This is a genomic window from Streptomyces sp. Root1310 (genome assembly GCF_001426425.1).
Lineage (GTDB): Bacteria > Actinomycetota > Actinomycetes > Streptomycetales > Streptomycetaceae > Streptomyces.
Genome location: NZ_LMEQ01000005.1, coordinates 59,657 through 85,160, shown reverse-complemented (window position 1 = coordinate 85,160; position 25,504 = coordinate 59,657). Strand labels below are relative to the sequence as shown.

General features: G+C 72.8%; 27 protein-coding genes and 1 pseudogene. 13 read left to right on the top strand and 15 right to left on the bottom strand.

Annotated features, from left to right (window positions below; translation table 11 throughout):
- The first annotated feature begins 98 nt into the window (after positions 1 to 98).
- Together ASD48_RS14045 and ASD48_RS14040 are read left to right on the top strand one after the other, a co-directional pair.
- Positions 99 to 506 carry a CoA-binding protein gene (locus tag ASD48_RS14045; protein ID WP_057601916.1) on the top strand — a complete coding sequence of 136 codons (408 nt, stop codon included), beginning with the start codon at positions 99 to 101 and terminating at the stop codon, positions 504 to 506.
- Between the two features lie 44 nt (positions 507 to 550).
- Positions 551 to 1,765: a 4-hydroxybenzoate 3-monooxygenase gene (locus ASD48_RS14040; RefSeq protein ID WP_057601915.1), complete on the top strand. Its 1,215-nt coding sequence runs from the start codon at positions 551 to 553 to the stop codon at positions 1,763 to 1,765.
- A 1-nt stretch (position 1,766) separates the two neighbouring features.
- Here ASD48_RS14040 and ASD48_RS14035 read toward each other — a convergent pair whose 3' ends face one another.
- Entirely contained in the window at positions 1,767 to 2,126 is a 360-nt protein-coding gene (locus ASD48_RS14035) for a metalloregulator ArsR/SmtB family transcription factor (protein WP_057601914.1), read from the bottom strand.
- Positions 2,127 to 2,196: 70 nt separating this feature from the next.
- On the opposite strand from ASD48_RS14035, the gene ASD48_RS14030 reads away from it, so the two are divergent.
- The gene (locus tag ASD48_RS14030) at positions 2,197 to 3,309 is read left to right on the top strand and encodes a cation diffusion facilitator family transporter (RefSeq protein WP_057601913.1); all 1,113 of its coding nucleotides are present in this window, start codon (positions 2,197 to 2,199) and stop codon (positions 3,307 to 3,309) included.
- 21 nt (positions 3,310 to 3,330) lie between these two features.
- On the opposite strand, the gene ASD48_RS14025 is transcribed toward ASD48_RS14030, so the two are convergent.
- Positions 3,331 to 3,888: a YbaK/EbsC family protein gene (locus ASD48_RS14025; RefSeq protein ID WP_057601912.1), complete on the bottom strand. Its 558-nt coding sequence runs from the start codon at positions 3,886 to 3,888 to the stop codon at positions 3,331 to 3,333.
- Between the two features lie 43 nt (positions 3,889 to 3,931).
- Positions 3,932 to 4,504, bottom strand: coding sequence for an XRE family transcriptional regulator (locus tag ASD48_RS14020; protein WP_057601911.1), 573 nt, complete (start codon positions 4,502 to 4,504; stop codon positions 3,932 to 3,934).
- A 106-nt stretch (positions 4,505 to 4,610) separates the two neighbouring features.
- On the opposite strand from ASD48_RS14020, the gene ASD48_RS14015 reads away from it, so the two are divergent.
- Positions 4,611 to 5,468, top strand: a complete 858-nt coding sequence (locus tag ASD48_RS14015) for a DMT family transporter (RefSeq protein WP_057601910.1) — start codon at positions 4,611 to 4,613, stop codon at positions 5,466 to 5,468.
- 1 nt (position 5,469) lies between these two features.
- On the opposite strand, the gene ASD48_RS14010 is transcribed toward ASD48_RS14015, so the two are convergent.
- Entirely contained in the window at positions 5,470 to 6,261 is a 792-nt protein-coding gene (locus tag ASD48_RS14010) for an acyltransferase (protein ID WP_079073753.1), read from the bottom strand.
- A gap of 76 nt (positions 6,262 to 6,337) precedes the next feature.
- On the opposite strand from ASD48_RS14010, the gene ASD48_RS14005 reads away from it, so the two are divergent.
- A complete protein-coding gene (locus ASD48_RS14005) occupies positions 6,338 to 6,865 on the top strand; it encodes a gamma carbonic anhydrase family protein (RefSeq protein WP_057601908.1) in 528 nt (175 codons plus the stop codon).
- A gap of 9 nt (positions 6,866 to 6,874) precedes the next feature.
- Here ASD48_RS14005 and ASD48_RS14000 read toward each other — a convergent pair whose 3' ends face one another.
- Positions 6,875 to 7,528, bottom strand: a complete 654-nt coding sequence (locus tag ASD48_RS14000) for a DedA family protein (protein WP_057601907.1) — start codon at positions 7,526 to 7,528, stop codon at positions 6,875 to 6,877.
- A 211-nt stretch (positions 7,529 to 7,739) separates the two neighbouring features.
- Between ASD48_RS14000 and ASD48_RS13995 the strand changes: the two genes are divergently transcribed.
- Positions 7,740 to 8,153: a hypothetical protein gene (locus ASD48_RS13995; RefSeq protein WP_057601906.1), complete on the top strand. Its 414-nt coding sequence runs from the start codon at positions 7,740 to 7,742 to the stop codon at positions 8,151 to 8,153.
- 58 nt (positions 8,154 to 8,211) lie between these two features.
- On the opposite strand, the gene ASD48_RS13990 is transcribed toward ASD48_RS13995, so the two are convergent.
- Positions 8,212 to 10,131, bottom strand: coding sequence for an RICIN domain-containing protein (locus ASD48_RS13990; RefSeq protein ID WP_057601905.1), 1,920 nt, complete (start codon positions 10,129 to 10,131; stop codon positions 8,212 to 8,214).
- A 407-nt stretch (positions 10,132 to 10,538) separates the two neighbouring features.
- Here ASD48_RS13990 and galU point away from each other — a divergent pair.
- A pseudogene (galU, locus tag ASD48_RS13985) lies at positions 10,539 to 11,467 on the top strand (UTP--glucose-1-phosphate uridylyltransferase GalU).
- Positions 11,468 to 11,671: 204 nt separating this feature from the next.
- On the opposite strand, the gene ASD48_RS13980 reads toward galU, so the two are convergent.
- Entirely contained in the window at positions 11,672 to 12,109 is a 438-nt protein-coding gene (locus ASD48_RS13980; RefSeq protein WP_020131696.1) for a DUF4442 domain-containing protein, read from the bottom strand.
- Positions 12,110 to 12,356: 247 nt separating this feature from the next.
- Between ASD48_RS13980 and ASD48_RS13975 the strand changes: the two genes are divergently transcribed.
- Complete coding sequence (locus ASD48_RS13975; protein WP_057602003.1) at positions 12,357 to 13,400, top strand: hypothetical protein; 1,044 nt, start codon at positions 12,357 to 12,359, stop codon at positions 13,398 to 13,400.
- 167 nt (positions 13,401 to 13,567) lie between these two features.
- On the opposite strand, the gene ASD48_RS13970 is transcribed toward ASD48_RS13975, so the two are convergent.
- Positions 13,568 to 14,359: a fused MFS/spermidine synthase gene (locus ASD48_RS13970; RefSeq protein WP_107104317.1), complete on the bottom strand. Its 792-nt coding sequence runs from the start codon at positions 14,357 to 14,359 to the stop codon at positions 13,568 to 13,570.
- A 142-nt stretch (positions 14,360 to 14,501) separates the two neighbouring features.
- Complete coding sequence (gene tuf / locus ASD48_RS13965; RefSeq protein ID WP_057601903.1) at positions 14,502 to 15,683, bottom strand: elongation factor Tu; 1,182 nt, start codon at positions 15,681 to 15,683, stop codon at positions 14,502 to 14,504.
- A 266-nt stretch (positions 15,684 to 15,949) separates the two neighbouring features.
- Between tuf and ASD48_RS13960 the strand changes: the two genes are divergently transcribed.
- Positions 15,950 to 16,510 carry a hypothetical protein gene (locus tag ASD48_RS13960; protein ID WP_057601902.1) on the top strand — a complete coding sequence of 187 codons (561 nt, stop codon included), beginning with the start codon at positions 15,950 to 15,952 and terminating at the stop codon, positions 16,508 to 16,510.
- A gap of 3 nt (positions 16,511 to 16,513) precedes the next feature.
- On the opposite strand, the gene ASD48_RS13955 is transcribed toward ASD48_RS13960, so the two are convergent.
- Positions 16,514 to 17,242: a DNA alkylation repair protein gene (locus ASD48_RS13955; protein WP_057601901.1), complete on the bottom strand. Its 729-nt coding sequence runs from the start codon at positions 17,240 to 17,242 to the stop codon at positions 16,514 to 16,516.
- Between the two features lie 49 nt (positions 17,243 to 17,291).
- Here ASD48_RS13955 and ASD48_RS13950 point away from each other — a divergent pair, with 49 nt between their 5' ends.
- Positions 17,292 to 18,101, top strand: coding sequence for a TVP38/TMEM64 family protein (locus tag ASD48_RS13950; RefSeq protein WP_057601900.1), 810 nt, complete (start codon positions 17,292 to 17,294; stop codon positions 18,099 to 18,101).
- A gap of 125 nt (positions 18,102 to 18,226) precedes the next feature.
- Here ASD48_RS13950 and ASD48_RS13945 read toward each other — a convergent pair whose 3' ends face one another.
- Positions 18,227 to 19,396 (bottom strand): thiolase family protein, encoded by a 1,170-nt coding sequence (locus ASD48_RS13945; RefSeq protein ID WP_057601899.1) that lies wholly within the window; start codon positions 19,394 to 19,396, stop codon positions 18,227 to 18,229.
- 136 nt (positions 19,397 to 19,532) lie between these two features.
- Between ASD48_RS13945 and ASD48_RS13940 the strand changes: the two genes are divergently transcribed.
- Entirely contained in the window at positions 19,533 to 20,003 is a 471-nt protein-coding gene (locus ASD48_RS13940) for a helix-turn-helix domain-containing protein (protein WP_057601898.1), read from the top strand.
- A 102-nt stretch (positions 20,004 to 20,105) separates the two neighbouring features.
- Here the strand turns inward: ASD48_RS13940 and ASD48_RS13935 are convergent, their stop codons facing one another.
- From ASD48_RS13935 to ASD48_RS13920, 4 genes are all read right to left on the bottom strand, one after another.
- The gene (locus ASD48_RS13935) at positions 20,106 to 20,864 is read right to left on the bottom strand and encodes a hypothetical protein (protein ID WP_242432588.1); all 759 of its coding nucleotides are present in this window, start codon (positions 20,862 to 20,864) and stop codon (positions 20,106 to 20,108) included.
- An 87-nt stretch (positions 20,865 to 20,951) separates the two neighbouring features.
- Complete coding sequence (locus ASD48_RS13930) at positions 20,952 to 21,668, bottom strand: cupin domain-containing protein (protein WP_057601896.1); 717 nt, start codon at positions 21,666 to 21,668, stop codon at positions 20,952 to 20,954.
- A complete protein-coding gene (locus ASD48_RS13925; RefSeq protein WP_057601895.1) occupies positions 21,662 to 22,591 on the bottom strand; it encodes a PmoA family protein in 930 nt (309 codons plus the stop codon). The genes ASD48_RS13930 and ASD48_RS13925 overlap by 7 nt, the downstream gene beginning before the upstream one ends.
- Positions 22,588 to 23,790: a Gfo/Idh/MocA family oxidoreductase gene (locus tag ASD48_RS13920; RefSeq protein ID WP_199875791.1), complete on the bottom strand. Its 1,203-nt coding sequence runs from the start codon at positions 23,788 to 23,790 to the stop codon at positions 22,588 to 22,590. Before ASD48_RS13920 ends, ASD48_RS13925 begins: the two co-directional genes overlap by 4 nt.
- Positions 23,791 to 24,226: 436 nt before the next feature.
- Here ASD48_RS13920 and ASD48_RS13915 point away from each other — a divergent pair, with 436 nt between their 5' ends.
- A complete protein-coding gene (locus ASD48_RS13915) occupies positions 24,227 to 25,102 on the top strand; it encodes an undecaprenyl-diphosphate phosphatase (protein WP_057601893.1) in 876 nt (291 codons plus the stop codon).
- Between the two features lie 191 nt (positions 25,103 to 25,293).
- Positions 25,294 to 25,473 carry a hypothetical protein gene (locus tag ASD48_RS41810; RefSeq protein WP_079073752.1) on the top strand — a complete coding sequence of 60 codons (180 nt, stop codon included), beginning with the start codon at positions 25,294 to 25,296 and terminating at the stop codon, positions 25,471 to 25,473.
- Positions 25,474 to 25,504: the final 31 nt, after the last annotated feature.

The window sequence follows — 25,504 nt, the reverse complement described above, 5'->3', positions numbered from 1 at the left end:
CGGGCGGGCGCGACTTCGCAGGCAGGGGCCGGAATCAGGGTGCGGCGCGAGCTGTTGTAGGCCAGGACCGTTCCTTTCCGATCTCAAGGAGGCCGCCGGTGCACGGCGACGAGGCAACGATCCGCAGGATCCTCACCGGACTCGGCGACACCTGGGCCGTCGTGGGCCTGTCGACGAACCGGGGGCGGGCGGCCTACGGGGTCGCCGAGGTGCTCCGGCGCTTCGGCAAGCGGGTCGTTCCCGTGCACCCGAAGGCGGAGACGGTGCACGGGGAGCAGGGGTACGCCTCCCTCGCGGACATCCCCTTCGAGGTGGACGTCGTCGACGTCTTCGTCAACAGCGAACTCGCGGGTGCCGTCGCGGACGAGGCGGTCGCCAAGGGCGCGAAGGCGGTGTGGTTCCAGCTCGGCGTCGTCGACGAGGCGGCCTACGACCGGACCCGGGCCGCGGGCCTGGAGATGGTCATGGACCGCTGCCCGGCGATCGAGATTCCCCGGCTGGGCTGACCGGCCGGTGTGCTCCGGGCCGTACCGGAGGGCCCGCCCATAATGTGCGGGTGACCACCGACTCCCCTTCCCCCCACCACAGTCCCGTCGTCGTCGTGGGCGCGGGGCCCGCGGGTCTCACCGTCGGCAACATCCTGCGGGCCGCGTCCGTCGACTGCGTCGTTCTTGAGACGGAGAGCCGTGAGTTCATCGAACGGCGGCCGCGTGCCGGAGTCCTGGAGGAGCGGGTCGTCCACGGTCTGCGGCGACGGGGCCTGGCGCGGAACCTGTTGGCGCGGGCCCAGCGGCACTCCGCGTGCGAGTTCCGCTTCGCCGGGGAGCGCCACCGCTTCTCCTACGCCGAGCTGACGGGTCATCACCACTGGGTGTATCCACAACCGTTGCTGGTGACGGATCTGGTCCACGAGTACGTCGACGTACGCGGCGGCGACGCCCGTTTCTCGGTGCGCGACGTCGAGCTGCACGACCTCGGCACGGCCCGTCCCTCGGTGTCGTACACCTGCCCCGACACCGCTGAACGTCGGGTGCTGACCTGTGACTTCGTGGTCGGCGCCGACGGGGCGCGCGGGGTCAGCCGGGCCGCGCTGGTGCCGGAGCGGGCCCGGATCGCGCGGCACGACTACGGCACGGGCTGGCTGGCGCTGCTCGCCGAGGCACCGCCGTCCTCCGACTGCGTCCTGTTCGGTGTCCATCCGAACGGGTTCGCCGGGCACATGGCCCGCAGTCCCGACGTGACCCGGTACTACCTCCAGTGCCCGCCCGGCGACGACCCGGAGAACTGGCCCCACGACCGGGTCTGGTCCGAGCTGCACGAGCGCCTCGAGGGCGCGGGGGCCCCGCCGCTCACCGAGGGGCGGCTGATCGAGAAGCGCGTGCTGGACATGCACGACTACGTGGTCGAACCGATGACGTACGGGCGGCTCTTCCTGGCCGGGGACTCCGCCCACCTCGTCGCGCCCATCGCCGCGAAGGGCATGAACCTCGCCCTGCACGACGCGTTCCTGCTGGGCGACGCGCTGGTGGCGTATCTCGACGGGGGCGACGGAGACGGCCTGGACGGCTACTCGCAGGCGTGTCTGCGCCGGGTGTGGGACTACCAGGAGTTCTCGCAGTGGCTGTCCGAGGTCTACCACGGCACCGCGGCCGGCGACCCGTTCCGCGCGGGCACGGCGCTCGCCCGGCTGCGTCGCCTGTTCACGTCGCCCGCCGCCGCTGCCGCCTTCGCGGAGCAGTACCTGGGAACGGCCGGGCACTACTGAGTCAGTCGTGCGGCGGCTCGTCCCCGAGCCGGTGGTCCGCCACGTTCAGCGCCTCGTCGACCAGGCGGCGCAGATGGCCGTCGGTGAGCGAGTAGACCACCCGGCGGCCCTCCTTGCGGGTGCTCACCAGCCCGGCCAGCCGCAGCCGTGCCAGATGCTGGCTGACCGCCGGCCGGGCCGCTCCGACACCTTCCGTCAGGGTCGTCACGTCGGCCTCGCCGCCGCTCAGCGCGTGCAGCAGGGCGAGCCTGGTGCGGTCGCCGAGCAGGGCGAGAAGCTCGGCGGCGAGGGCGAACTGCTCCTCGCCGGGCGTGCGCGGATGCGCATGGTGTGCAGGTGACAGGTGCATGCGTGCGCTCATACGCACATAATGGCCGTACGGACGGACGCGCGTCCAGCGCGTCCACCTCGGCGCACCGGAAGGGATCGACGTGAGCGAGCGGCACGACCACGAGCACGGCCACCGGCACGACCGCGGGCACCATCACGACCACGCCCACGAGCACCCGCACCACCACCCCTCCCCCTCCTCCCCTTCCCCGTCCCCCTCCCGCTCTCCGGGCCTGCGCCACCGCGTCGCCCATCTCCTCACCCCGCACTCGCACGAGAGCGCCGACAAACTCGACCCGGCGCTGGAGTCCTCGGCCCGGGGCATGCGCGCGCTGTGGGTCTCGCTGGCCGTACTGGGCGTGACGGCCGTCGCGCAGGCGGTCGTGGTCGCGCTGTCCGGGTCGGTGGCACTGCTCGGCGACACGGTGCACAACACGGCGGACGCCCTGACGGCCGTACCGCTCGGCATCGCCTTCGTGCTGGGCCGTCGGGCGGCGACCCGCCGCTTCACCTACGGCTACGGGCGGGCGGAGGACCTGGCGGGCATCGCGATCGTGCTGACGATCGCCGCGTCGGCGGCCTTCGCGGGATGGACCGCGGTCGAGCGGCTGATGAACCCGCGCCCCGTCGAGCAGGTCGGCGCGGTCGCCGTGGCCGCGCTGGCCGGGTTCGCGGGCAACGAGTGGGTCGCGCGCTACCGCATCCGGGTCGGCCGGTCGATCGGCTCGGCCGCGCTGGTCGCGGACGGGCTGCACGCCCGCACGGACGGGTTCACCTCGCTGGCGGTGCTGCTGGGCGCGGGCGGCTCGGCGCTGGGATGGCAACTCGCGGACCCGGTCGTGGGGTTGGCGATCACGGCGGCGATCGCGCTGGTGCTGCGTGACGCGGCGCGTGAGGTGTTCCGCCGGGTGATGGACGCCGTCGACCCGGCGCTGGTCGACCGGGCCGAGCACGCACTGCGGGAGGTCGAAGGGGTCCGCGGGGTCGGCGAGTTGCGGCTGCGCTGGATCGGGCACCGGCTGCGGGCCGAGGTGGCGGTCGTGGTGGACGGCGAGGCGACGGTACGCGAGGCGCACGGGATCGCCGTGGCGGCCGAACACGCCCTGCTGCACGCCGTGCCCCGCCTGACGGCCTCCCTGGTCCACGCGGATCCGGCGCCGGTACCGGGCGAGGACGACCCGCATCTGGCCCTCGCCCATCACACGGCGGCCTGAGACCACCGCAGGTGCCGCGCCTCAGGCCACGCCGAGCCCCTCCAGCACCACCGCGCCCGGCAGTTCGGCGAACGCCTTGCCCGGCACCAGCAGCTTCCCGCGCCGGCGCCCGCTGCCCACCAGGACGTACGGCAGGTCGACGACGGCGGAGTCCACCAACACCGGCCACCCGGCGGGGAGTCCGATCGGCGTGATGCCGCCGTACTCCATGCCGGTCTCCCCCACCGCCGTGTCCATCGCCGCGAACGAGGCCTTCCGGGCGCCGAGCTGTCGGCGCACGACCCCGTTGACGTCGACCCGGGTGGTGGAGAGCACGACACACGCGGCGAGGGTCGTCTCACCGCCCCGCTTGCCGGCGACCACCACGCAGTTGGCGGACCGCTCCAGCAGCTCCCGGCCGTAGTGCTCCACGAAGACGGCCGTGTCCGCCCACCGCGGGTCGGTGTCGACGTGGACGAACTCGGCGGCGGGCACGCTGCCGCTCCAGCGGCGTACGGCGTCGGCGACCGGGCCGACCAGCTCGTCGAGGCAGTCGGGGGCGGGCGTGGCGGAGTCGAAGTGTCCGATGGGTGCGCGCATGACCGCACGCTAACAAGTGCCGCCCGCCCGTGACCGTGGCGTCTCAGTGCACGGGCGGCACCGACACGGCCATCACCATCTCCATCGGCACCTCGCCCCGGTTGCCGTAGACATGCGGGACGTTGGCCTCGAACGAGGCGCTCGCGCCGGCCGGGACGCGGTACTCCTCGCCGTCCACGGTGAGGGTGAGCTCGCCCGCGGTGACGTGCACGAGCTCGACCGTGCCGACGGGGTGGGGTTCCGAGAGGCTGTTCTCCCCCGGCATCAGCAGCCAGTCCCACATCTCCAGCGGCCCGGGCGCCTCCGTGCCGGCGAGCAGCCGGTTGTAGCTGCCCGCGTCCGTGTGCCACAGCCGTACCGCCTGGTCGGCCGGGACGATACGGACCTTCACGCCTCGTTCGTAGTCGAGGAGGGTGGTGACGCTGATGCCGAGCGCGTCACCGATCTTGACGACCGTGCCGATGCTCGGGTTGGTGCGGGCCTGCTCGATCTGGATGAGCATCCCGCGGCTGACACCGGCCCGGGCGGCGAGCACGTCCAGCGTGAAGCCGCGCACCGCGCGCCAGTGCTTGACGTTGCGCGCCAGGGACTGGGTCAGGAGTTCGAGGTCCGACACATTCCGTCCACTTCGGGAGTCCAATATTCTGGATGCCAGGATCCACTTCCCTGTACTACCGTGGGGTGCACCTGATCGTGCACCGAACTGTACTGCGAGGGACCCCGTGACAGCACTCTTCGCCCTGGCCACCAGCCTCCTGTGGGGCCTGGCCGACTTCGGCGGCGGGCTGCTGACACGCCGGGCCCCGGCGCTCACCGTGGTCGTGGTCTCGCAGTCGATCGCGGCCGCCGTCCTCGGCGCGATCGTGGTCGCCACCGGCGGCTGGAGCGAGGCCGGTCCCCGCCTGTGGTTCGCCGTCGCGGCCGGGCTGGTCGGCCCGGTCGCCCTGTTCTCCTTCTACAAGGCGCTGGCGCTCGGCCCCATGGGAGTCGTCTCCCCCCTCGCCACCCTCAGCGTGGCCGTGCCGGTCTCCGTCGGGCTGGTCCTCGGCGAGCGGCCGGGCCTCGTCCAGGCGGCGGGCATCGCGGTCGCGGTGGTCGGTGTCGTCCTGGCGGGCGGCCCCCAGCTGAGGGGCGCCCCGGTGCAGCGCCAGGCCGTTCTGCTCACGCTGGTCGCGGCGCTCGGCTTCGGCACGGTGTTCGTCCTGATCACCGAGGCGTCCACGACCGTCACCGGTCTGTTCCTCGCCCTGTTCGTACAGCGGGTGACCAACGTGGCCACCGGTGGTGCGGCCCTGTACCTGGCCGTCCGGCGCGGAGCGCCCGCGCTTCCCGAGGGCGGTCTGGCCTGGTCCGCACTGCCGGCGTACGGGTTCGTCGGGCTGGCCGACGTCGCCGCGAACGGCACCTACGCCGTCGCCGCCCAGCACGGCCCGGTCACGGTGGCCGCGGTGCTCGCCTCGCTCTACCCCGTGGTGACCGCCCTCGCCGCGCGCGGATTCCTGCGGGAGCGGCTGCGCGCCGTCCAGGCGGCGGGCGCGGGCCTCGCCCTCGTGGGCACGCTGCTGCTGGCGACCGGGTGACCTAGGGTTCCAGCCGGGCCAGCGCGGCCGCCGTCTCCTCGTCCAGTTCCGACAGCGCGACCAGCTGGTCCGAGGTGACCCCGTCCGGGATCGGCACCGGCGCCGGGGTACGCAGCGGCGGCTGCCAGCCCTCGGCGGGCGTCCAGCGCCGTACGACCTTGGCGGGCGCCCCCGCGACGACGCTGTGGTCGGGCACCGAGCCGCGCACCACCGCTCCGGCCGCGACGACGACGTTCCGTCCGATCCGCGCACCCGGCAGGATCACGGCCCCGGTCCCGATCCAGCACCCCGGGCCTATCTCCACGGGCTCCATGCGGGGCCACTGCTTGCCGATGGGCTCGTGCGGATCGTCGTAGGAGTGGTTCGTGGACGTGACGTAGACGTACGGGCCGAAGTAGCAGTCGCTGCCGATGGTGACCGTGGTGTCGGCGATGACGTGGCTGCCCCGGCCGAGCACCACGCCGTCGCCGAGGCGCAGGATCGGCTCCGGGCCGAGGTCCAGGTCGGGCATCAGACCGGCGGTCAGGGTGACCTGTTCACCGACGATGCAGTGCGCGCCGAGGTGGATCCAGGGCTCCCCGAAGACCGTGCCGAGCGGGAACGCCAGCCGGGTGCCCGGGCCGATCGAACCGAAGCGGAGGCGCCCGGGGTGCTCCGCGGTGACGGAGCCCGTGCGCTGCACCCAAGCCCAGCCCGCGTGGACGGCGCGCTGCACCAGTCGGCGCCGCCGTGACGAGAACGTGTTCCAGGGCTTCGGCACCCGCTCACCGTACTCAGCGCGCGGTGCGGCCAAGCACCCACAGCCCTGTGATCTTCGCCCCACCCGGTGGCGTACGGTGCGGTGGGACGACCGACACGAGGAGACGGTGATGACGCACAAGGCGCTGATCGTGGGCATCGGCGGCAGGGAACCGAAGATCGACGCCGAGGCGTTCGTGGCGCCGACGGCCTCGGTGATCGGGGACGTGACGCTGGAGGCGGGCGCGAGCGTCTGGTACGGGGCCGTGGTGCGCGGCGACGTGGAGCGGATCACCGTCCGGGCCGACGCCAACATCCAGGACAACGTGACGCTGCACGCCGACCCCGGCTTTCCGGTGACGATCGGCGAGCGCGTGTCCGTCGGCCACAACGCCGTCGTGCACGGGGCGACGGTCGGCGACGACTGCCTCATCGGGATGGGGGCGACCGTGCTCAACGGGGCGGTGATCGGGGCGGGTTCGCTGGTCGCCGCGCAGGCGCTCGTGCCCCAGGGCATGGAGGTCCCGCCGGGATCACTGGTCGCGGGGGTACCGGCCAAGGTCAGGCGGGAGTTGAGCGAGGAGGAGCGGCAGGGCGTGACCCTGAACGGCACGCTGTACGCGGACCTGGCCAAGGCCCACGGGAAGGTGCACGAGTAGGCGGCCCGCCTACTCGGCGGCGGCGGGCACGGTCTCCGCCTCGGCCTCCTGCGAAGCGCTCTGCATCTTCTTCGCCTTGCGCTTGATGATCAGCATCGACGTCAGGCCGATCAGTACCGCCGCCACCAGGCCCAGGTAGGAGAACTTCTTCAGCCACGACTCCGCCACGACACCGACGTAGTAGATGACGGCCGTCGTGCCGCCCGCCCAGGCGATGCCGCCGAGGACGTTGGCGACGAGGAACTTCCAGTACGGCATGTGCAGCACGCCCGCGAGCGGGCCCGCGAAGATACGCAGCAGGGCGACGAAGCGGCCGAAGAAGACCGCCCACATGCCCCACTTCTCGAAGGACCGCTCGGCGGTGGCGATATGGCCCTCGCCGAAGTGCCTCGGGAACTTCGCGCCGAGCCAGGCCAGCAGCGGACGTCCGCCCTTGCGGCCGATGGCGTAGCCGATGGAGTCGCCGATCACGGCGCCCGCGGTGGCGCACGCGCCGAGGACGACGGGGTTGATGCCGCCGTGCTGGGAGGACAGCAGCGCGGCCGAGACCAGGACGATCTCGCCCGGCAGCGGGATGCCGAGGCTCTCGAGTCCGATCACCAGCCCGACCAGGGCGTAGACGGCGGCCGCGGGCACCGTGTCGAGCCATTCCTGCACGTGCACCGCGGGTTCCTCCCGTTAGACGTCCCTGGGCAGCCTTGCCTTCCCGGAAGCCTACCGGGTCGGCCGGACCCGGTCCGTCGCGCGGTGTAGCCCGCTACACCACGGATCCGGGGGCGCGGTCCCTCGTGACGGCGGCGCCGTCACGTGATCGTGGTGGAGGAAGTACCCACCGTGCCACCACCGCTCCGAACCGTTCCGAGAGGACCCCGCCATGGCCGCGAACCGCCGACGCGGACGCCGTACCGCCGTCATCGCCACCGCCGCGGCAGCCTTCGCGCTGACCGCCGGCCTGCTCACCGGCTGCGAGTTCGACGACTCCGTCGACTGCCTCGCGAACGCCGACGACATCACGGCCGGCATCACGGCCATCCACAAGGCCGGAGCCGACGCCGTCGAGGATCCGGCGAGGACCGAGGACTCGATCGGCACCATCGAGAAGAACCTGGACAGGATCAACGGCCTGGCGGACGACGGCTCGTCCGACGACGGCAAGGTCGGCGAGGCGGTCGACAGGCTCCGGCGGGCCGTCGAGGACTACAACCAGGACATCCTCGACGGCGAGCGGCCCGACTCCGCCGAGATCGACAAGGCGGCCTCGGAGCTGCGGGACGTCTGCACCTCGTAGGAGGAATGAAGGAAGGAGGGGCCACTCCCCTCGTGCGGCCCCTCCTTCCGGTCCCGGCTCAGTGACCGAGGGACCCGGTCACGTCCGCGACGGCCTTCCCCAGCGCGTCGGACACGGCGACGGACACGGCGACGGGCTCCGGGAGCGTGGCGGAGAGAGTGGCGGGGTCCGGAAGCCCGGCCGGGCCGGCCGGCGGGTCGCAGCACTGCACCTGGGCGACCTTCGTCCCGAACTCCGGCGCCGGAGCCGTTTCGGCGGGCGCCCGCGTGATGTCCGGGGCGAGGGAGCGGTCACCGCGCGGCGCCTGGAGCTCCGGGGAGCCGGGTCCGCCCGGGGCGGTCTGCTCCGCCGTACTCCGCGGCTCCGGACCGGGCACCCCCGGCGCCGCCGCGGCCTTGTCGAACACCCACCGCTGCCCGCCGGAACCGTCCCGCTCGGTGACGACCACGGCCGCTCCCGGCTTGCCGGCGGCGCGCGCGACGACCAGTGCGTCGTCCCGCCGCAGCAGGAGTTCCCCGCGGACGGTCAGGTCGAAGAACGTCTCGCCGGCGTGCACCAGGCAGCTGACCAGGGCGGTCGTCCGGTGGCCCGGGTCCGCGCCCAGGCAGAGCGTCGGGTCGGCCACGCTGCGCAGCAGCCCGTCGTCCTGGTACGACCACTGCTGGGACGCGGCCGACGAGCACCCGGCGAGGACGACGCCCGCTCCGGGCCGGGCCAGGCCGCGGGAGGCGTCGAGGCAGAGCTCGGTGTCCGGGGCGCGCAGCCTGCCGTGCGCGACCTCGGCGGACCGGGACGCGGAGGCGGCCGACGGGGATCCGGAGGGCGAGCGGTCGTCGAGGCCGCCGGGAAGACCCCGTCCGCCGGTGGCCGGGGTGCTGTTCCCGCCGACGGGTGCGCCCCAGGTGGCCCCGGGGGCGGGGACACCGTTGTCATCGGTCCAGCCCTTGGCCGCGAGAACGGTGGCGACCAGCGCGAGCGAGGCCAGGCCCACGCCCACCAGCACGGCTTTGGGCCGCCTGCCCGGCAGTTCGAGCAGTCCCGTCGAGGTCGTGCGGTGCCGGCCGCCCGCGACGGGCGGGCGCCGCGCGGCGGGACCGGCCGGCATCGCGGGCCCGGCCGACGCCGCTGCGGAGGCGGTGCGTCCGGGGCGCGAGTCGAGGTAGCGGCGGGCGCCCCAGCCCAGCACGGTCTCGACGAGCAGCAGGCCGAGTCCGTCGTCGAAATGGCTGAGCTGTTCGGCGGCGTGCCGGCAGAAGCGGCAGTGCGCGAGATGCTGCCGGACATCGGGCAGCAGAGTTCCGCCGCGGCGCAGCGGAATGTCGAGGAGGCGGTTGTAGAAGCGGCATTCGCTCGTCGGCGCGAGTTCCCGGTGGGCGCGTACACAGCCCGCCCGGAATTGTTCCCGTGCCTGTTCCAGGGCGGCCGCCGCGGAGAGGTCGTCCACGCCGGACAGACCGGCCGGTACGGATATCGGGTCCGCCTCCACCTCCGTGTGCCACAACAGGCATTGGGAGGCTGTCGGCAGCAACTGGAAAGACCGCTCTGCGAGTTGCCGCCTTTCGGCGGTCACGGCCCGCGCGGCGCGCAGTCCGCGGCCGCCGACGGTTTTCCGCAGCTCCGGCAGAACGTCGGCCACTCCGTCGGCGCCGGCCCATTCCCGGACCGTCTCCCGTACGGCGACGAGGAGTTGGGGACGCAGGGCGCCGCCGGTGCGGCCGTCCGCGAGCCGGCCCAGCACCTCGTGGAACGCGGCGGCGGCCACGAGCCGCGCCGTGTCCTCGGTGCCGGCCAGGCAGACGGTCGCGTAGTCGTGGGCCGACCGCCAGTGACGGGCGAACAGCAGGGCGACCGCCCGGGCGCGCCCGTCGTCACCGGCGGGCCGGGCGGCCAGCAGGGCGGCGAGCCGGGGATCGGAATCCCCGGGGGTCCAGCCGGGGCGGGGCGGGTAGGGCGGGCGTGGGGGGTTGGGGGATTGCACGGAACCATTTCCTTCCAAGCCGGCGAACGGCACGGAAAAGCACGGTGTCGGAAAGCAGGTGCCTGATTGGTGCGTACCTTTGGCCTGACCAGGCACGTTGGCCTGATCCGGCCCGTCCGTAAGGGGAGGCTCACCTTCGCACACGCGCCTCACAGGAAACAAGGAGTTCGAGTGACCCAGGTTCAAAGTGCGGGAATTTCAGATAAGTTACCGGCGGTATCCGCACCCGCATTCGAAATGGTGCCCGGATCCCCGGACTCAACTTGTGGACAGGCAAAGCCGGATGACACACGGAATCTCCAACTTCCGGTCCGGAGCGTCCGGCCGCTCCGGCACAGGGACGGCCCACAGGAATCTCAGATGCGGCTCTCGGGGTACTCCCATCCCCGTGGGACACCCTGGTCCGCATGAGCGCCCCCCACTCCGCACCCAGTGTCCGCAAAGCAGTCGTCCCGGCCGCCGGCCTCGGCACCCGCTTCCTGCCCGCCACCAAGGCGACGCCGAAGGAGATGCTGCCGGTGGTGGACAAGCCGGCCATCCAGTACGTCGTCGAGGAGGCCGCCGCCGCGGGTCTGGACGACGTCCTGATGGTCACGGGCCGGCACAAGCGGGCCATCGAGGACCACTTCGACCACGCCTTCGAGCTGGAGCAGGCGCTCGCCGCCAAGGGCGACACCGTCCGGCTGGACGCGGTGCGGGATCCGGCCCGGCTGGCCGACATCCACCACATCCGGCAGGGTGACCCGCTCGGGCTCGGTCACGCGGTGCTCTGCGCCCGCAACCACGTCGGCGACCAGCCGTTCGCGGTGCTGCTGGGCGACGACCTCATCGACCCGCGGGAGACCCTCCTCAGCAGGATGCTGGAGGTCCGCGACCGGTACGCCGGCAGTGTGGTCGCCCTGATGGAGGTCCCGCCGGAGCAGGTCCACCTCTACGGCTGCGCGGCCGTGGAGCCGTCCGGCGAGGACGGGTGGTGCGCGTGACCGGACTGGTGGAGAAGCCCGCGCGCGAGGACGCGCCCAGCCGGTACGCGGTCATCGGACGATACGTCCTCGACCCGGCCGTCTTCGACGTCCTGGAGCACACCGCACCCGGCCGCGGCGGTGAGATCCAGCTCACCGACGCCCTCCAGGTACTCGCGGCGGGCGGCACGGTGCACGGCGTGATCTTCTCCGGCCGCCGCTACGACACGGGCGACAAGGCGGACTATCTGCGCACGGTCGTCCGGCTGGCCTGCGACCGGCCCGACCTCGGGCCGGAGTTCGTCGCCTGGCTGAAGGAGTTCGTGGCGGGCCTGGAGAACGGCGACGCGGCCGGGGAACGGCTGGSGGCCTGACCGGCGCGCGGCGCGCGACGGGCGGCGGGCGGCGGGCGGCGGGCGGCGGGCGGCGGGCGGCGGGCGGCGGGCGGCGAACGAGGGGTGGCGGGCAGTGCCTTGCTGGACCCCGTGGCGGGCAGTGCCCCACCGAACCCCGGTGCCGCCGCGACCGGGGCCGTCACCCTCGCAGGACGCCGCTCGGCCGGTCAGCCGGTCAGCCGGTCAGCTGTTGGGGCGCAGGGTCCAGGTCACCGTCATCTCACCGGTCACGGCGCCGTCGGCGCGGCGGATCTCGATCGCGACCGGGAACTCGGGCCGCTCCCCCGCGTCGAGCTGCGCGACGACCTCGGCGGCCGGGCGGCCCAGCGTGGCGGTGGCGGTGACCGCCCCCATGGCCAGCTTGCGGTAGGCGATCTCGGCGCCGACGGCGAGCGGCACGGCGCGGGAGAGCTGGTCGCCGAACGCGGCGAGGACGATCGCACCGCTGGCGGACTCGCCGAGCGTGAACATCGCCCCGGCGTGCGGCCCGCCCACGTGGTTGTGGAACTCGCTCTGGTCGGGCAGGGCGACCACGGCCTTCTCCGGACCGGCCTCGAGGAACTCGAGGTTCAGGGTCCGGGCCATGGGCACCGTGGCGGCGAGCATCTCGCCGATGGACATCTGGTCTGCGCTCATGACCGCGATGTTACCTGTGAGTAGCTTCAACTGGCCAGACCGGAGGACCCCTCGCCGCACCGCCCAGCGATCCTCCGGCCTCCGGGGCGGTCTCCGAGGGGCCCCCGGAAGCCGCAATCCGGAAGTTCGGGGACAGAGTTCGCGTCGGCAGGCCCTCGCGGCCTGATTCGGTACGTCCCTGACAAGGGGTGGTGACCGAACCGTGTCCCGGACGGCACTAGTGTTTCTGGCCATGTGGCCAGGACAGCAGCCGCCCGGGGGAGAGCAGAACCCGCAGGCGCAGAACAATCCGTACCAGCAGCCGGGATACCAGCAGCCGAATCCCTATCAGCAGCCCGGCTACCAGCAACAGCCCGACCAGCAGCCCAACCCCTACGCGCAGCAGCCGCAGTGGGGCGCCCCGTCGCCCGCGGGGGCTCCCACCCCGCCGCCCGGCGGAGGCGGCTCAGGCGATGGCAACCGGACGAAGCTGATCGCGATCGTCGCGGCCACGGCCGTCGTCGTGGCGGCCGGTGTCACCGGGTTCCTGGTGCTGGGCAAAGACGATGACGACAAGGTCGACGCGAGCAAGGGCAGCGCGAGCCCGACCGTCTCCACGTCCGGTTCCGCCTCGGCCTCCTCCTCCGCGGGCACCGACGACAACCCGCGCAGCAACGAGACCGCGAAGGCGACCGTCGCCGGCTGGAAGGTCGTGGTGAACCCCAAGTGGGGCATCGCCTTCGACGTGCCGGCGGACTGGGAGGTCCAGTCGCCGACGCTCAGCCAGGGCTTCGAATGGGAGGACAAGGAGCAGTCCGACGGCTACGACCAGATCCTCCAGGGGGGTACGGCCGAGTTCAAGTCGAAGTGGTGCTCCACGGACTCCGACAAGGACGGCAAGACCGAGGACACCGCGCTGGCCGTGGTCGGCAGCAAGGGTGCCGAAGGCGCCAAGAGCACCGACGAGATCGCCATCAACACGCCCGCCTGGTGGGTCTTCGGCGGCTACACCGAGCCGGACAAGAAGAGCCTGACCTTCGACAAGAAGGCCACGGCCTTCACGACCGCCTCCGGCATCGTGGGCAGTTACGCCTGGGCCCAGTCGACGAACACGCCCCAGAAGGGCAAGTGCGACAGCGACGGCAAGGCGATCACGTTCGGCTTCAAGAACTCCAACGGCGACTACGTGTCGTGGAACCTGTACGGGGCCAAGGGCGTGAAGGACGAACTCCCGAAGGCCACGATCATGCAGATCCTCAGCACCGTCCGCCTGAACGGGACACCCACGCAGAACTAGCCGCGACCGGACCACCGGCCGCGCCGCCGCTCACCGGGTCACCGGTCGCACACCGCGGAACCTCCGCGAGGACGGCCGGCCGGTGACCGGTCCGGCCGTTCCCCGCGGGCGCCCGGGCGTCCGTGGCGGTACCCACCGCTCGGCCGACGCAGCTCGGCCGACGCAGCTCAGCCGATGCCGAACGCGCCCTCGGGAGGTTCCGGGGACGGTACGGCGTCCTCGTCCCGTACCGGGCGGGCGTCGCCGATGAAGCGCCGCAGTCCGGAGCCGTGCTCGACCCGGGCCGGGAAGGCGTCGGAGGCGGTGCGGCGGGCCAGGGTGGTCACGTCGAGCGGACGGTGCGCGGCGACGAGCACCGCGTTGCCGAACCGGCGGCCGCGCAACACGGCGGGCTCGGCGATGAGGACGAGTTCCCCGAACACCGCGGCGAAGTTGGCGAGCTGGGACCGCAGGAAACCGAACGGTGCCGCGTCGGCGAGGTTCGCCAGATAGACGCCGTCGCGGCGCAGGACCCGGCCTGCCTCCCGGGCGTAGCTCAGGGACGTCAGATGGGCGGGGACCCGGGAGCCGCCGAAGACATCGGCGACGAGCGCGTCGGCGGAGCCCTCCGGGGCCGCTTCCAGCCAGTCCCGCGCGTCGGCGGCGTGCAGCGCGATGCCGGCTCCGGCCGGGACCGGCAGGTGCGCGGCGATCAGCTCCAGCAGCCCGCGGTCGAACTCGACGACGTCCTGCCGGGAACCCGGCCGGGTCGCGGCCAGGTACCGGGGCAGGGTGAGCGCACCGCCGCCGAGATGCAGGACGTCCAGGGGCCGCCCCGCCTCGGCGACGGTGTCCAGGACGTGCCCGAGGCGCCGCGCGTACTCGAACTCCAGGTACGTCGGCTCGTCCAGGTCGACGTACGACTGCGGCGCCCCGTCGACGGTCAGCAGCCAGGCCCGCTCCCGGTCCACGTCGGGCATCAGCTTGGCGGTGCCGTGGTCGACGGCGCGGGAGACGGGTATGGGCTCGTCGTTCACGCTCCCATTGTGCCCGCGGGCCACGCCCTCGCAGGAGCGCGGCCCGCAGGCCCCCGTGCCCGTCGGCCACGGACACCGGCCGGCCTCACAGCACGGCTGTCACGGTTCCCGCCCCCACGGTCCGTCCGCCCTCGCGGACGGCGAAGCCGAGGCCGGGCTCCAGCGGAACCTCACGTCCCAGTTCGACGGTCATGACGACCGTGTCCCCGGGGCGCGCGACCGGGATCCCGCCCAGGTCCACGTCCCCGACGACGTCCGCCGTGCGGATGTAGAACTGCGGCCGGTAGCCGGTCGAGACGGGCGTGGTGCGGCCGCCCTCCCGCCCGGACAGGACGTACACCCGGGCCGTGAACCGCCGGCTCGGCACCACGCTCCCCGGCGCCACCACCACATGACCCCGCCGGACGGCGTCCCGGGGCACGCCGCGCAGCAGCAGTGCCACGTTGTCCCCTGCCTGCGCCTCCTCCATCGGCTTGCCGAAGGTCTCGATGCCCGTCACCACGGTCTCGACACCGGCGCCGAGCACCTGCACCTGGTCCCCCAGGCGGAGCGTCCCGCGCTCCACGGCGCCGGTGACGACGGTCCCCCGGCCGGTGATGGTGAGCACGTTCTCCACGGGCAGCAGGAACGGCGCGTCCAGATACCGCTCGGGCATGGGCACATAGGTGTCCACCGCGTCGAGCAGCGCGTCGATCGAGGCCGTCCAGCGGGGGTCGCCGGCCAGCGCCCGCAGCCCCGACACCCTGACGACGGGCGCGGAGTCGCCACCGTAGCCGTGCTCGGTGAGCAGGTCGCGGACCTCCAGTTCGACCAGGTCGATCAGCTCGGTGTCGTCCCCGTCGACGACGGCGTCGGCCTTGTTGAGCGCGACCACGATGTGGTCGACACCCACCTGACGGGCGAGCAGGACGTGTTCGGCGGTCTGCGGCATGATCCCGTCGAGCGCGGAGACGACGAGGATCGCCCCGTCGAGCTGCGCGGCCCCGGTGACCATGTTCTTGACGTAGTCGGCGTGACCCGGCATGTCGACGTGCGCGTAGTGGCGGGTGTCGGTCTCGTACTCGACGTGCGCGATGTTGATGGTGATACCGCGCGCGGCCTCCTCCGGGGCCCGGTCGATACGGTCGAACGGCACGAAGGCGCCGGTGCCGCGGTCGGCGAGGACCTTGGTGATGGCGGCGGTCAGGGTGGTCTTGCCGTGGTCCACGTGCCCCATGGTGCCGATGTTGAGGTGTGGTTTGGTCCGCACGTAAGCGGTCTTGGGCATGGCTGTACCTCGAAGCGTGTCCGTAGGAAGTGGGGACCCCGGCGAACCGACCGACCCTCCCCCTGCGGGGTCCGCCGGACGATCCGGAGAGGGTCAGCTTCGGGCGCCGTCGACAGCGGCCACGAGGAGCGGGACGGCAGCCTTCGGCGTATCCGCGACCGCGGATGCTGCGAGGAGGAAGGCGTACCGGAACATGGTGCCGATCATCGCCGACGGTTCGGTCGGCGTCGAATGGTTTTCGCCGGATGGGGAAGGGTTGGGTCCAGATGACCGACATCGGTACGACGGAGTCGTGGGAGCGGTGGTGGGAGCTGCTGCCGCAGGGGGTCCGCGAGCAGGTCGACGGGTACGTCCTCCAGGACGCGCTGATGCCGGCGATCCGCGCCGCCTGGGTGGCCGGACGGGCTCACGGCGTCGGCCTCCACGAGGCGCAACTCGTCGTCCACGAGCGATATCTGCACCACGGTGACAGGATCGCCCGCACCCCCGACGATCCACTGGACCCGGATTCGCTCGACGCCCGCGCGGCAGGTGCGCCGGGGCGGGTCGTGGCGATCGAGGTCGTCTGGGACGGGGACACGGTCCACGACTGGTTCGTGATCCTCTACGCCGTCACCGCCGACCCCGAGGGCGAGCAGGCGCTGGCCACCGTCTACCGGCGCACGGCGGAACGGCACCTCGACGGTACGGATCCCGCGCTGCACCATCCCTGCGCGGCCGTCGCCGACAAGGTGGGCAGGGCCCTGGCCGCGCGCCTGTCGGTGCCCTTCCTCTTCGCGAGCCCGCACACCCCCGACGACGAGGCACCCCGCCTGCGGCCCTCGTAGCCGCTAGGGCGTGTCCCCGATGTTCTTCAGTGCCTCACGCACCGTCAGCGGCGCGAGGTGTTCCCGCTCGCGGGTGACGAAGGCGAGGACGGCCGCCGGGTCGGTCTTGGCGTATTCGCGCAGGGCCCAGCCGATGGCCTTGCGGACGAAGAAGTCCGGGTGCCCGGACTGCAGCAGACAGTGGGCGAACAGCCGGTCGGTGTCGGTGCGTTCCTTGTAGCGGAGCTGGTGGAGCAGGGCGGTACGGGCCACCCACAGGTCCTCGTCGGCGATCCAGACGTCCATGTCGGCGCCGAGCCGGGGGTCGGCCGCGACGAGCGCGCCGACCACGTGTGCGGCGAGCAGGTCGACCGTGTCCCACCAGGACGTCGTGGTCACCAGCCGGCGTGCCACGGGCAGGAACGCCGACGACAGGCGCGGCGCGTACCGGCGCAGGTAGTCGACGGCGAAGTAGTGGTACTCGCGCTGCGGCAGGGCCCAGCAGCGCAGCGCGATCGCCGTGCAGTCGGCCTCGTCGGGGCGGGGTGTGCCCGTGAGGACCGTGCGGGACAGGGCCCGGCGGGCGGGGGTGGGGAGGCCCAGGAAGGGGGCCACGTCCTTCATGTACGCGCCCATGGCCGCCGCCCGGTCCGGGTCGGCCGCGGCGCCGTACGCGGTCGTCAGCCGCTCCAGCACGATGTCGGCGAGAACGCTGTCCGGCACGCCGATCGCGTCCGCACCTGTGACCGTCATGAGACGAACCATACGGCGATCACACATGTCCGTCGGTTAGTGTCGCGGGATGCTCGATGCCACCACCCGCTCTGGGGGCACCGCCACGGCCACTCCCCGGGCCATCGCCACGGAGCTCGTCGTCCCCACGCTCGCTCCCGTGCCCGTCATCGCGTCCGTCGCTCCACCGGTCGACGCTCCGGGCGGCCTCGCCGCGCGCTGCGCGAGAGTGCTGCGCTCGCCCTGGTCCCGTTTCGCGCTGCTGGTCACGCTGCTGGCGGCGGCCGCGTCGAGTGTGCTGCTCTTCGAGCCGCAGAAGCTCCTCGCGGACGGCTGGCCACCCCAGTTGGGCGGTGTCACGGCGGCCGCGGTCTTCGCGGTGGCGTACGGACTGTGCACGGTGGCGTTCGTGCCCCGACCGCTGCTCAACCTGGCCGCGGGCGCCGTCTTCGGTTCGCAGTGGGGCGTCGCCGCGGCGCTGGCGGGCACCGTGCTGGGGGCCGGGATCGCCTTCGGGCTCGGCCGGGTCCTCGGCCAGGACGCGCTCCGGCCGCTGCTGCGCGGACGGCTGCTCAAGGCGGCGGACGGCCAGCTGAGCCGGCACGGCATGCGCTCGATGCTGGCGGCCCGGCTGTTCCCGGGGGTGCCGTTCTGGGCCGCGAACTACTGCGCCGCCGTCTCCCGCATGGGCTGGCCGTCCTTCCTGGTGGCGACCGCGCTGGGCTCGATCCCGAACACCGCCGCCTACGTCGTCGCCGGGGCCCGTGCCTCCTCCCCGACCTCGCCGGCCTTCCTGATCGCCATGGCCTGCATCGCCCTGCCGGCGCTGGTCGGCGCGGTGCTGGCCTGGCGCAAGCGCCACCACCTGCGCCGCCCGTAGCCGCTCACCGCCACCACCGCCGCCGTCGCCGTCGCCGTGCCATGGCCCTCGCCATCGCTTCCGGGCGCCGCCCGCCAACCGGCCGGTGGTCGGTCGGCCGGTGGGGCGGTGGGCCGGTCGGTCGACTACACGGATTCCAGCACCATCGCGTTGGCGAGCCCGCCCGCCTCACACATCGTCTGCAGGGCGTAGCGGGCGCCTCGTTCCCGCATCGCGTGGACGAGCGTCGTCGTCAGCCGGGTGCCGCTGGCTCCGAGGGGGTGTCCGAGCGCGATCGCGCCGCCGTGCACGTTGACCTTGTCGAGGTCCGCGCCGGTCTCCTGGCGCCAGGCCAGGACCACGCTGGAGAACGCCTCGTTGACCTCGAAGAGGTCGATGTCGTCGAGCCGCAGCCCGGCCCGGCGCAGCACCTTCTCCGTCGCCGGGATCACGCCGGTCAGCATCAGCAGCGGATCCGAACCGGTGACGGCGAAGCTGTGCAGTCGGGCGAGCGGGCGCAGGCCGAGGCGGGCGGCGGTCTCACCGGAGGTGATCAGCACGGCCGAGGCGCCGTCGTTGACCGGGCTGGCGTTGCCGGCGGTGACGTTCCACTCGATCTGCGGGAAGCGTTCGGCGAAGGCCGGGTCGTAGTAGGCGGGTTTGAGGCCGGCGAGGACCTCGGGGGTGCTCCCGGGCCGTACGCACTCGTCGCGCGAGACGCCCTCCAGGGGCGCGACCTCGGCGTCGAAGAGTCCCTGTGCCCAGGCCTCGGCGGCCTTGCGGTGCGAGGAGACGGCGAAACCGTCCATCTGCTCCCGCGTGATCGACCACTTGGCGGCGATGAGTTCGGAGCTGATGCCCTGCGGGACGAGTCCCTCCGGGTAGCGCGCGGCGACGCCGGGGCCGAAGGGGTCCTTGCCCGGGGGCACGTTGGACCACATCGGCACCCGGCTCATCGACTCGACACCGCAGGCGACCACGAGGTCGTAGGCGCCGGAGATGACGCCCTGGGCCGCGAAGTGCACGGCCTGCTGGGAGGAGCCGCACTGCCGGTCGACGGTGGTCGCGGGGACCGTCTCCGGGAAGCCCGCCGAGAGCAGGGCGTAGCGGGTGGTGTTCATGGCCTGCTCGCCGACCTGGTCGACGGTGCCGCCGATCACGTCGTCGATCAGCGCGGGATCGACGCCGGAGCGCTCGACGAGGGTGCGCAGGGTGTGGGCGAGGAGTTCGACGGGGTGCACGTGGGCGAGGGAGCCGTTCGGCTTGCCCTTGCCGATCGGGGTGCGTACGGCTTCGACGATGACTGCGTCACGCATGTGCGATGCCTCCATGACGAGCACGAGCAGGGAACCTTACCGGTGAGTAGGAAATCTGGACTCACCTTAACGCTGTGGGTTGGAAAATCCAACCGACCTCGATTTGTTTTTCCAACCCTCCCCTAGACTGACCGTCATGGCCGCCTCCAAGAATCCGCGCCCCTGCTCGATCGCCGACGCCCTCGCCCTCGTCGGCGAGAAGTACTCCTTGCTCGTCCTGCGGGAGGTGTGCCTGGGCAACGCCCGCTTCGACCAGCTGGTGCGCAACATCGGCGCCCCGCGCGACATCCTGGCCACCCGGCTGCGCCGCCTCGTCGACGCGGGGATCCTGACCAGGCGCGCCTACAGCGAGCGGCCGCAGCGCTTCGAGTACCGGCCCACGCAGGCGGGGCTCGAACTGGAGCCGGTCCTGATGACCCTCATGGCGTGGGGCGACCGCCATCTCCGGGAGGACGACGACCGCCCCATGGTGCTCGCGCACGTCTGCGGCAACGAGCTGGTCCCTGTGGTCACCTGCGCGGCCTGCGGCGACCAGGTCCGCCACGAGGACGTGAGCGCCCACCCGCAGGCTCCGGGCTGGACGGTGGCGGGCCCGTCGGCCGCCTGAAGCCGCGCCGCGCCTACCCCGCCGCGCCTACCGTGCCGCCCGCGCCGTGCCGGAGCCTGTCCTCGGGGCGGGCCCTCCACGGGACGGCCTCCAGGACGAACCTCAGCCTTCCAGCTTCCGGATCTGCGCGGTGACCAGCTCCGTCGGCACCTTCGCCGCGGAACCGGTGCCGGTGGCGGTGTAGAACAGGACGACCGTGGCACCGCTGCGCACGACCACGAACGCGTCCTCGCCGTCCCCCTGGGTCTCCAGGCCGAAGGCGACGGCCTCGTCACCCGCGCCGGGGGCGGTGGCGGCCCTGGCGGTGGTGCGGGCGGGCACTCCTCCCTCGTAGGCGGTGCACTTCTTCAGGGCGGCGCGGAGACCGTCGAGGATGCCCTCCGCGTCGGACCGGTCGTAGGCCATGAGGCCGACGGTGGTGGCGGAGCCCGCGGTGGGACCGGCTCCCCCGAAGGCGAGAAGGCCGACGAACGCCCTGGGGCCCGGGTCCGGCGAGGCGGTGCGCATGTTCTCCAGCGGCTGGCAGTCCGCGGGCCGGGCGACGGAATCGCCGTCGGGCCGCACGGGAAAGTCCGTGATCTGGTAGCCGTCCACATCCCCGCCGACCAGCGCGGCGGACTTCAGCTCGGCCTCGCCGAGCGGTGCGGCGGGCGCCTCCGAGGCGGCAGCCGAGACCGACGCCGAGCCGGACCCCGAGCCGGACCCCGTGCCGGACGAAGTCCCTTGCGCCGCGGCGGATTCCGTGGCCTTCGCATCGGAATCGCCGCTGCCACCGCCCCCGCATCCGGCCACCAGCACCGCCGCGAACACGGCCGCCGCCGTCACTCTGATCCGCACCCGCTGACCCCCCGCTCTCGACATCGGTCGATTGGATCATTCCGGCAGGGAAGCCGCAGGGGCATCACGGAAACTACGTCAGCCGAACCCCCGTGCGCTGATGACCCGGCGCTAGGGAAGCGGGTACACGTCCAGCCACCCGCACATCCCGAACTTGCCGTGGGCCGAGGGCTGTTCGACCCGGACGGCGGCCTCGGCGAGGTGGGACACGTCACCCTCCGCGAGCCGGTCGAGCTGCTCGCCCGTCGCCCGTGCCGCCGCCCGCGCACCACGGAGCCAGCGCTCACGCCACTCGGTGAGCCGGGGCTCCACCAGCGCCGCGGCGGACCGGTGGAAAGCGGCCAGGGCGGCCCGACCGTCCGCCGCCTCGCGCAGCGCGCGGTAGCCCTCCAGCGCGAGGTCGCGCCGGGCACGGGCGATCCGGGCCCGCTCCTCCCGGGGAGCGTCGGCCGGGATGACGGTCGCGGCGGCGTACGTCTCGGGGTCGGCGAGATACTCCGGCGGCAGGGTGAGCACGGCGTCGCCGGCCTCCGGCAGCCCGCCGTTCTGCATCAGCACGGTGATGCGCAGGTCGTCCTCGCTGACCAGTCGGTGGATGGTGCCCGGCGTGAACCAGGCGACCGTCCCGGGTGCCAGGGGTGTGATCTCGTACCCGGACGCCGTCAGGGTCTGCACCGCGCCGCGCCCGGCCGTGACCACGTACCCCTCGGAACACGTCAGGTGCATGTGGGGCGTTCCGCCGCGCAGACCGTCGGCGGCGGGCCAGTCGTACACGCGCAGGCGCGAGACGGCGACCCCGCCGGGCAGCCCGCCGTATCCGCTCACCAGGGATGTGCCGCCAGGTACTTGGCGATCTCCTCCCGCTCCCAGGCACCGTCGGCCACGACCACGCGGTAGCGGCGGGTGAGCGTGTCGCCGGGGGCGAGCTCGAGTTCGTCGAAGAAGGACCAGGACGGGGCGATGCCCGCGAAGGGCTCGTTGCGCACGAACCAGTGTGCGGGGTGGGCCCCTCGGGCGCCGGAGTGGTCGTTCTCGGGGGCGTGCGCGAAGACGACGGTGGCGTGACCGTCGGCGCCGTCGTGCTCGCCGGAGAGGGCCAGCCAGGGGCTCTGCGAGGCCATCAGCCCGGGGCCCTCCCCGTCCGGGCCGATGATCCGGCCGTCACGGAAGGCGCGCGGACCCCGCCAGAACAGGCCCGTGTATCCGGCCAGTTCGCGCCCGGCGGTGGTCGGGCTGCCGAAGCGGAGCGGCTCGTCCCTGCGGTTGGTGACGGCGCTGGTCCAGGTCAGCGCCCAGGAACCGGATTCCTGGTCGACGTCGTGCACCTCGATCCGGCGCGCCTCCTCGGCCCACAGCGCACCGCTGTGCGGATGCCAGGTCAGCCGCTCGGCGATGACGGCCCGGCCGCCGGCAGCCGACACCTCGTCGAAGCCGACGTGCGCCATCGAACCGACCCGCTCGGGGAGTTCGAGGTACCCCTCGCCGTGCACATACGAGTTGCCGCCCCACAGGTTGGCGCCCGAGAGGTGCGAGGCGGTCAGCGACAGCCCCTTGTGCCAGCGGTGGTCGTTGGGCCGGTAGTCGGTGACGACGTCACCGGCGAGGGTCCGCAGCGGGTGGATGTACGGCCTCGGCGCCTCCCACGCAGCCTCCGGCCGGTAGACGTAGGCGAGCAGCTCGACGCCGGTGACCGGGTCGCTCACCGTGACCCGGTCGCCGTGCGCGTGGACGAGCCGCGGACCGCCGGTCACGCCGGCACCCCCGTATTCGTCTCCGCGCCCGCGTTCGCCCCCGTCGCCGTCGTCACCGCGACCGTGGCCGGTGCCCAGCCGGGGGCACCCCCGTGCAGGGCCGTGTAGTACGGATCGCCCGGCCCGATCTCGCCCCGTCGCACCGTCGTGTCGGTGAACGCCGACTTGTACAGCGCGCTGATCAGCTCCAGGCTGGTGCGCCCGTCCGCGCCGCTGCTGCGCGGCCGCCGGCCGGCGCGCATGCTCGCGACCAGCTCGCGCAGCTGCGCCAGGTGCGAGCTCGGGACGTCGGCGCCGAAGTCCTGCCACGCCGCCGCCAGATCGCCGGGGACGTCCGGGGCGGGCGTGATGTGCCAGTCGGCGTTGGAGTGGCCGTAGAGGTGGGTGAGTTCGACGGTGGCGCGCTCGCAGTCGATACGGATACGGCTGACCTCGTCGGGACTCAGGACACTGTTGACGACCGTCGCCATGGCCCCGCTCTCGAAGCGGACCAGGGCGGTGGACACGTCCTCCGTCTCCACGTCGTGCACGAGCCGGCCGGCCATCGCGCGCACCTCGCTCCACGGGCCGAGGAGGTCGAGCAGCAGGTCCATCTGATGGATGCCGTGGCCCATCGCCGGGCCGCCGCCCTCGGTCTGCCAGCGTCCGCGCCAGGGCACGGCGTAGTAGGCGGTGTCGCGGTACCAGGTGGTCTGGCAGTGCGCGACCAGCGGCCGCCCGAGGGCCTGGTCGTCGAGCAGCCGCCGCACGTGACGGGTCCCGGATCCGAAGCGGTGCTGGAAGACGATCGAGGAGTACGGCCCCGCCGCCGCGCCCTCCTGCGCCTGTACGGCGTCGTAGTCGGCGAGGGTGGGCACCGGGGGCTTCTCGCACCACACCCAGGCGCCGGCCCGCAGCGCCGCCACGCTCTGCTCGCGGTGCAGGGTCGGCGGGGTGCAGATGGTCACCAGGTCGGGGCGCTGCTCCGCCAGCATCCGCTCCAGGTCGGTGTAAGCGTGCGGAACCCCGCTCTCCGCGCAGAAGGCCTCGACGGCGGTGGCATCGATGTCAACGGCCGCCACGACCTCGGCCTCGCCCTCGGCGGCGAGCTGCTGCAGGGCGGGCAGATGGGAGCCGCGCCCGATCGCGCCGATACCGACGATGGCGGCCCGGACACGGCGGCCGGCGAGCGCGGCCGGCAGCGGAGTGGATGGGGGCATGGGCGTGATCAGCACTCCTCCGACGTACGGCCGAACGGCCGGGCGGGCCAGCAACCGAGGGGGAAGCGTGCAGTACCTGCACACAGCAAGCGCTTTCCCATCGGCAGCAACGTATGCGGCGGCCGGGCGGCCGGTCAACCATGGGGACACCGCTCGGGCGTGCCGATCCGCACGTGAGCCGTGTGCCGGCGGGTACGGCGGACGGGGCGCGTGCGCGGCGCGCGAGGGTTTTCCGCCGCTTCCGGGGAGGGGCGGGAGAGGGGCGGGAGCCGTCGGCGCGAGAGCCCGAGCGGCGCCTGCGAAACCCCTGTGCCGGGCCTGTCATCCGGGAACGCTACGCTTCCCCCCGGCACACACCTGATCACCTGATCATCGCGCGCGGCGGGCCGACCGTCGCCGTCGCCCTCCCCGATCGGCACTTGGACTCCGTAACCTCATGTCTTGGTTTGAATCCCTCATCCTCGGACTCGTCCAGGGGCTGACCGAGTTCCTCCCCGTCTCCTCCAGCGCGCATCTGCGGCTGACCGCGGCGTTCTCCGGCTGGGAGGACCCCGGCGCCGCCTTCACGGCGATCACGCAGATCGGCACGGAAGCCGCGGTGCTGATCTACTTCCGCAAGGACATCGGCCGGATCATCTCGGCGTGGAGTCGATCACTGTTCGACAAGACGCTGCGCAAGGACCACGACGCCCAGATGGGCTGGCTGGTGATCGTCGGCTCGATCCCGATCGGCGTGCTGGGCGTGACGCTCAAGGACCAGATCGAGGGCCCGTTCCGCGACCTGCGGATCACCGCCACGATGCTCGTCGTCGTCGGCATCGTGATCGGCATCGCCGACCGGCTGGCGGCCCGCGACGAAACGGGCGGGAAGCACCGCGCGCCGAAGCAGCGCAAGAACCTGGAGAACCTGGGCGTCAAGGACGGCCTGATCTTCGGCCTGTGCCAGGCCTGCGCGCTCATCCCCGGCGTCTCGCGCTCCGGCGCCACCATCAGCGGCGGCCTGTTCATGGGCTACAAGCGCGAGGCCGCGGCCCGGTACTCCTTCCTGCTGGCCATTCCGGCCGTACTGGCCTCCGGCGTATTCGAGTTGAAGGACGCGGCCGAGGGCGGTCACGTGGCGTGGGGGCCGACGATGTTCGCGACGGTGATCGCCTTCGTCTCCGGATACGTGGTCATCGCCTGGTTCATGAAGTTCATCAGCACCAAGTCCTTCATGCCGTTCGTCTACTACCGCGTCGTGCTCGGCATCGTGATCATCGCTCTGGTCGCGACCGGCGCACTGAGCCCGCACGCGGCGGAGTCGGCGGGCTGACCGGTACCGCCCCACCCTCCCTGACCGGTGTCGCCCCGCCCCCCTGGGCGGGGCGTCGCCGCACGGATCGGCCTTCTCGCCCGAACCGGGCGGAGCGCCGACGGAGTTGATCGATCAGCCGTGACCAAGCCCATACCGCGCGCGTAGCCGCCCGGTAGCGCAGTGTCAGTGCTTGCGCCTAGGCTTGGCCCATGTCCCCCAACACTGTGCCCTCTGGTTCCGTGCGGTCCGCTGCCGAGTTAAATGAGCGGATCCGGGCCCTTTGGCTGCGCGCGGGCGGTTCGCTCTCCGCCCAGGAGCGGGCTGAGTACGAGCTGCTGGTCGTGGAGTGGGCCATCGCGATCCGCGGCGAGGTCGTCAAGGCCGCCTGATCCCCAGGACTGCCCTCCCCTGCCCCACCCC

Coding starts and splice junctions, on each gene's coding strand:
- ASD48_RS13915 (WP_057601893.1), top strand. CDS start 24,227: ATGTCTTGGTTTGAATCCCTCATCCTCGGACTCGTCCAGGGGCTGACC.
- ASD48_RS13940 (WP_057601898.1), top strand. CDS start 19,533: ATGGCCGCCTCCAAGAATCCGCGCCCCTGCTCGATCGCCGACGCCCTC.
- ASD48_RS41810 (WP_079073752.1), top strand. CDS start 25,294: ATGTCCCCCAACACTGTGCCCTCTGGTTCCGTGCGGTCCGCTGCCGAG.
- ASD48_RS13980 (WP_020131696.1), bottom strand. CDS start 12,109: ATGTCCATCGGCGAGATGCTCGCCGCCACGGTGCCCATGGCCCGGACC.
- ASD48_RS13995 (WP_057601906.1), top strand. CDS start 7,740: ATGGCCGCGAACCGCCGACGCGGACGCCGTACCGCCGTCATCGCCACC.
- ASD48_RS13945 (WP_057601899.1), bottom strand. CDS start 19,396: ATGCGTGACGCAGTCATCGTCGAAGCCGTACGCACCCCGATCGGCAAG.
- ASD48_RS13935 (WP_242432588.1), bottom strand. CDS start 20,864: ATGTCGAGAGCGGGGGGTCAGCGGGTGCGGATCAGAGTGACGGCGGCG.
- ASD48_RS14035 (WP_057601914.1), bottom strand. CDS start 2,126: ATGAGCGCACGCATGCACCTGTCACCTGCACACCATGCGCATCCGCGC.
- ASD48_RS13975 (WP_057602003.1), top strand. CDS start 12,357: ATGTGGCCAGGACAGCAGCCGCCCGGGGGAGAGCAGAACCCGCAGGCG.
- ASD48_RS13920 (WP_199875791.1), bottom strand. CDS start 23,790: ATGCCCCCATCCACTCCGCTGCCGGCCGCGCTCGCCGGCCGCCGTGTC.
- ASD48_RS13960 (WP_057601902.1), top strand. CDS start 15,950: ATGACCGACATCGGTACGACGGAGTCGTGGGAGCGGTGGTGGGAGCTG.
- ASD48_RS14005 (WP_057601908.1), top strand. CDS start 6,338: ATGACGCACAAGGCGCTGATCGTGGGCATCGGCGGCAGGGAACCGAAG.
- tuf (WP_057601903.1), bottom strand. CDS start 15,683: ATGCCCAAGACCGCTTACGTGCGGACCAAACCACACCTCAACATCGGC.
- ASD48_RS13970 (WP_107104317.1), bottom strand. CDS start 14,359: ATGCCCGACGTGGACCGGGAGCGGGCCTGGCTGCTGACCGTCGACGGG.
- ASD48_RS14025 (WP_057601912.1), bottom strand. CDS start 3,888: ATGCGCGCACCCATCGGACACTTCGACTCCGCCACGCCCGCCCCCGAC.
- ASD48_RS13950 (WP_057601900.1), top strand. CDS start 17,292: ATGCTCGATGCCACCACCCGCTCTGGGGGCACCGCCACGGCCACTCCC.
- ASD48_RS13955 (WP_057601901.1), bottom strand. CDS start 17,242: ATGACGGTCACAGGTGCGGACGCGATCGGCGTGCCGGACAGCGTTCTC.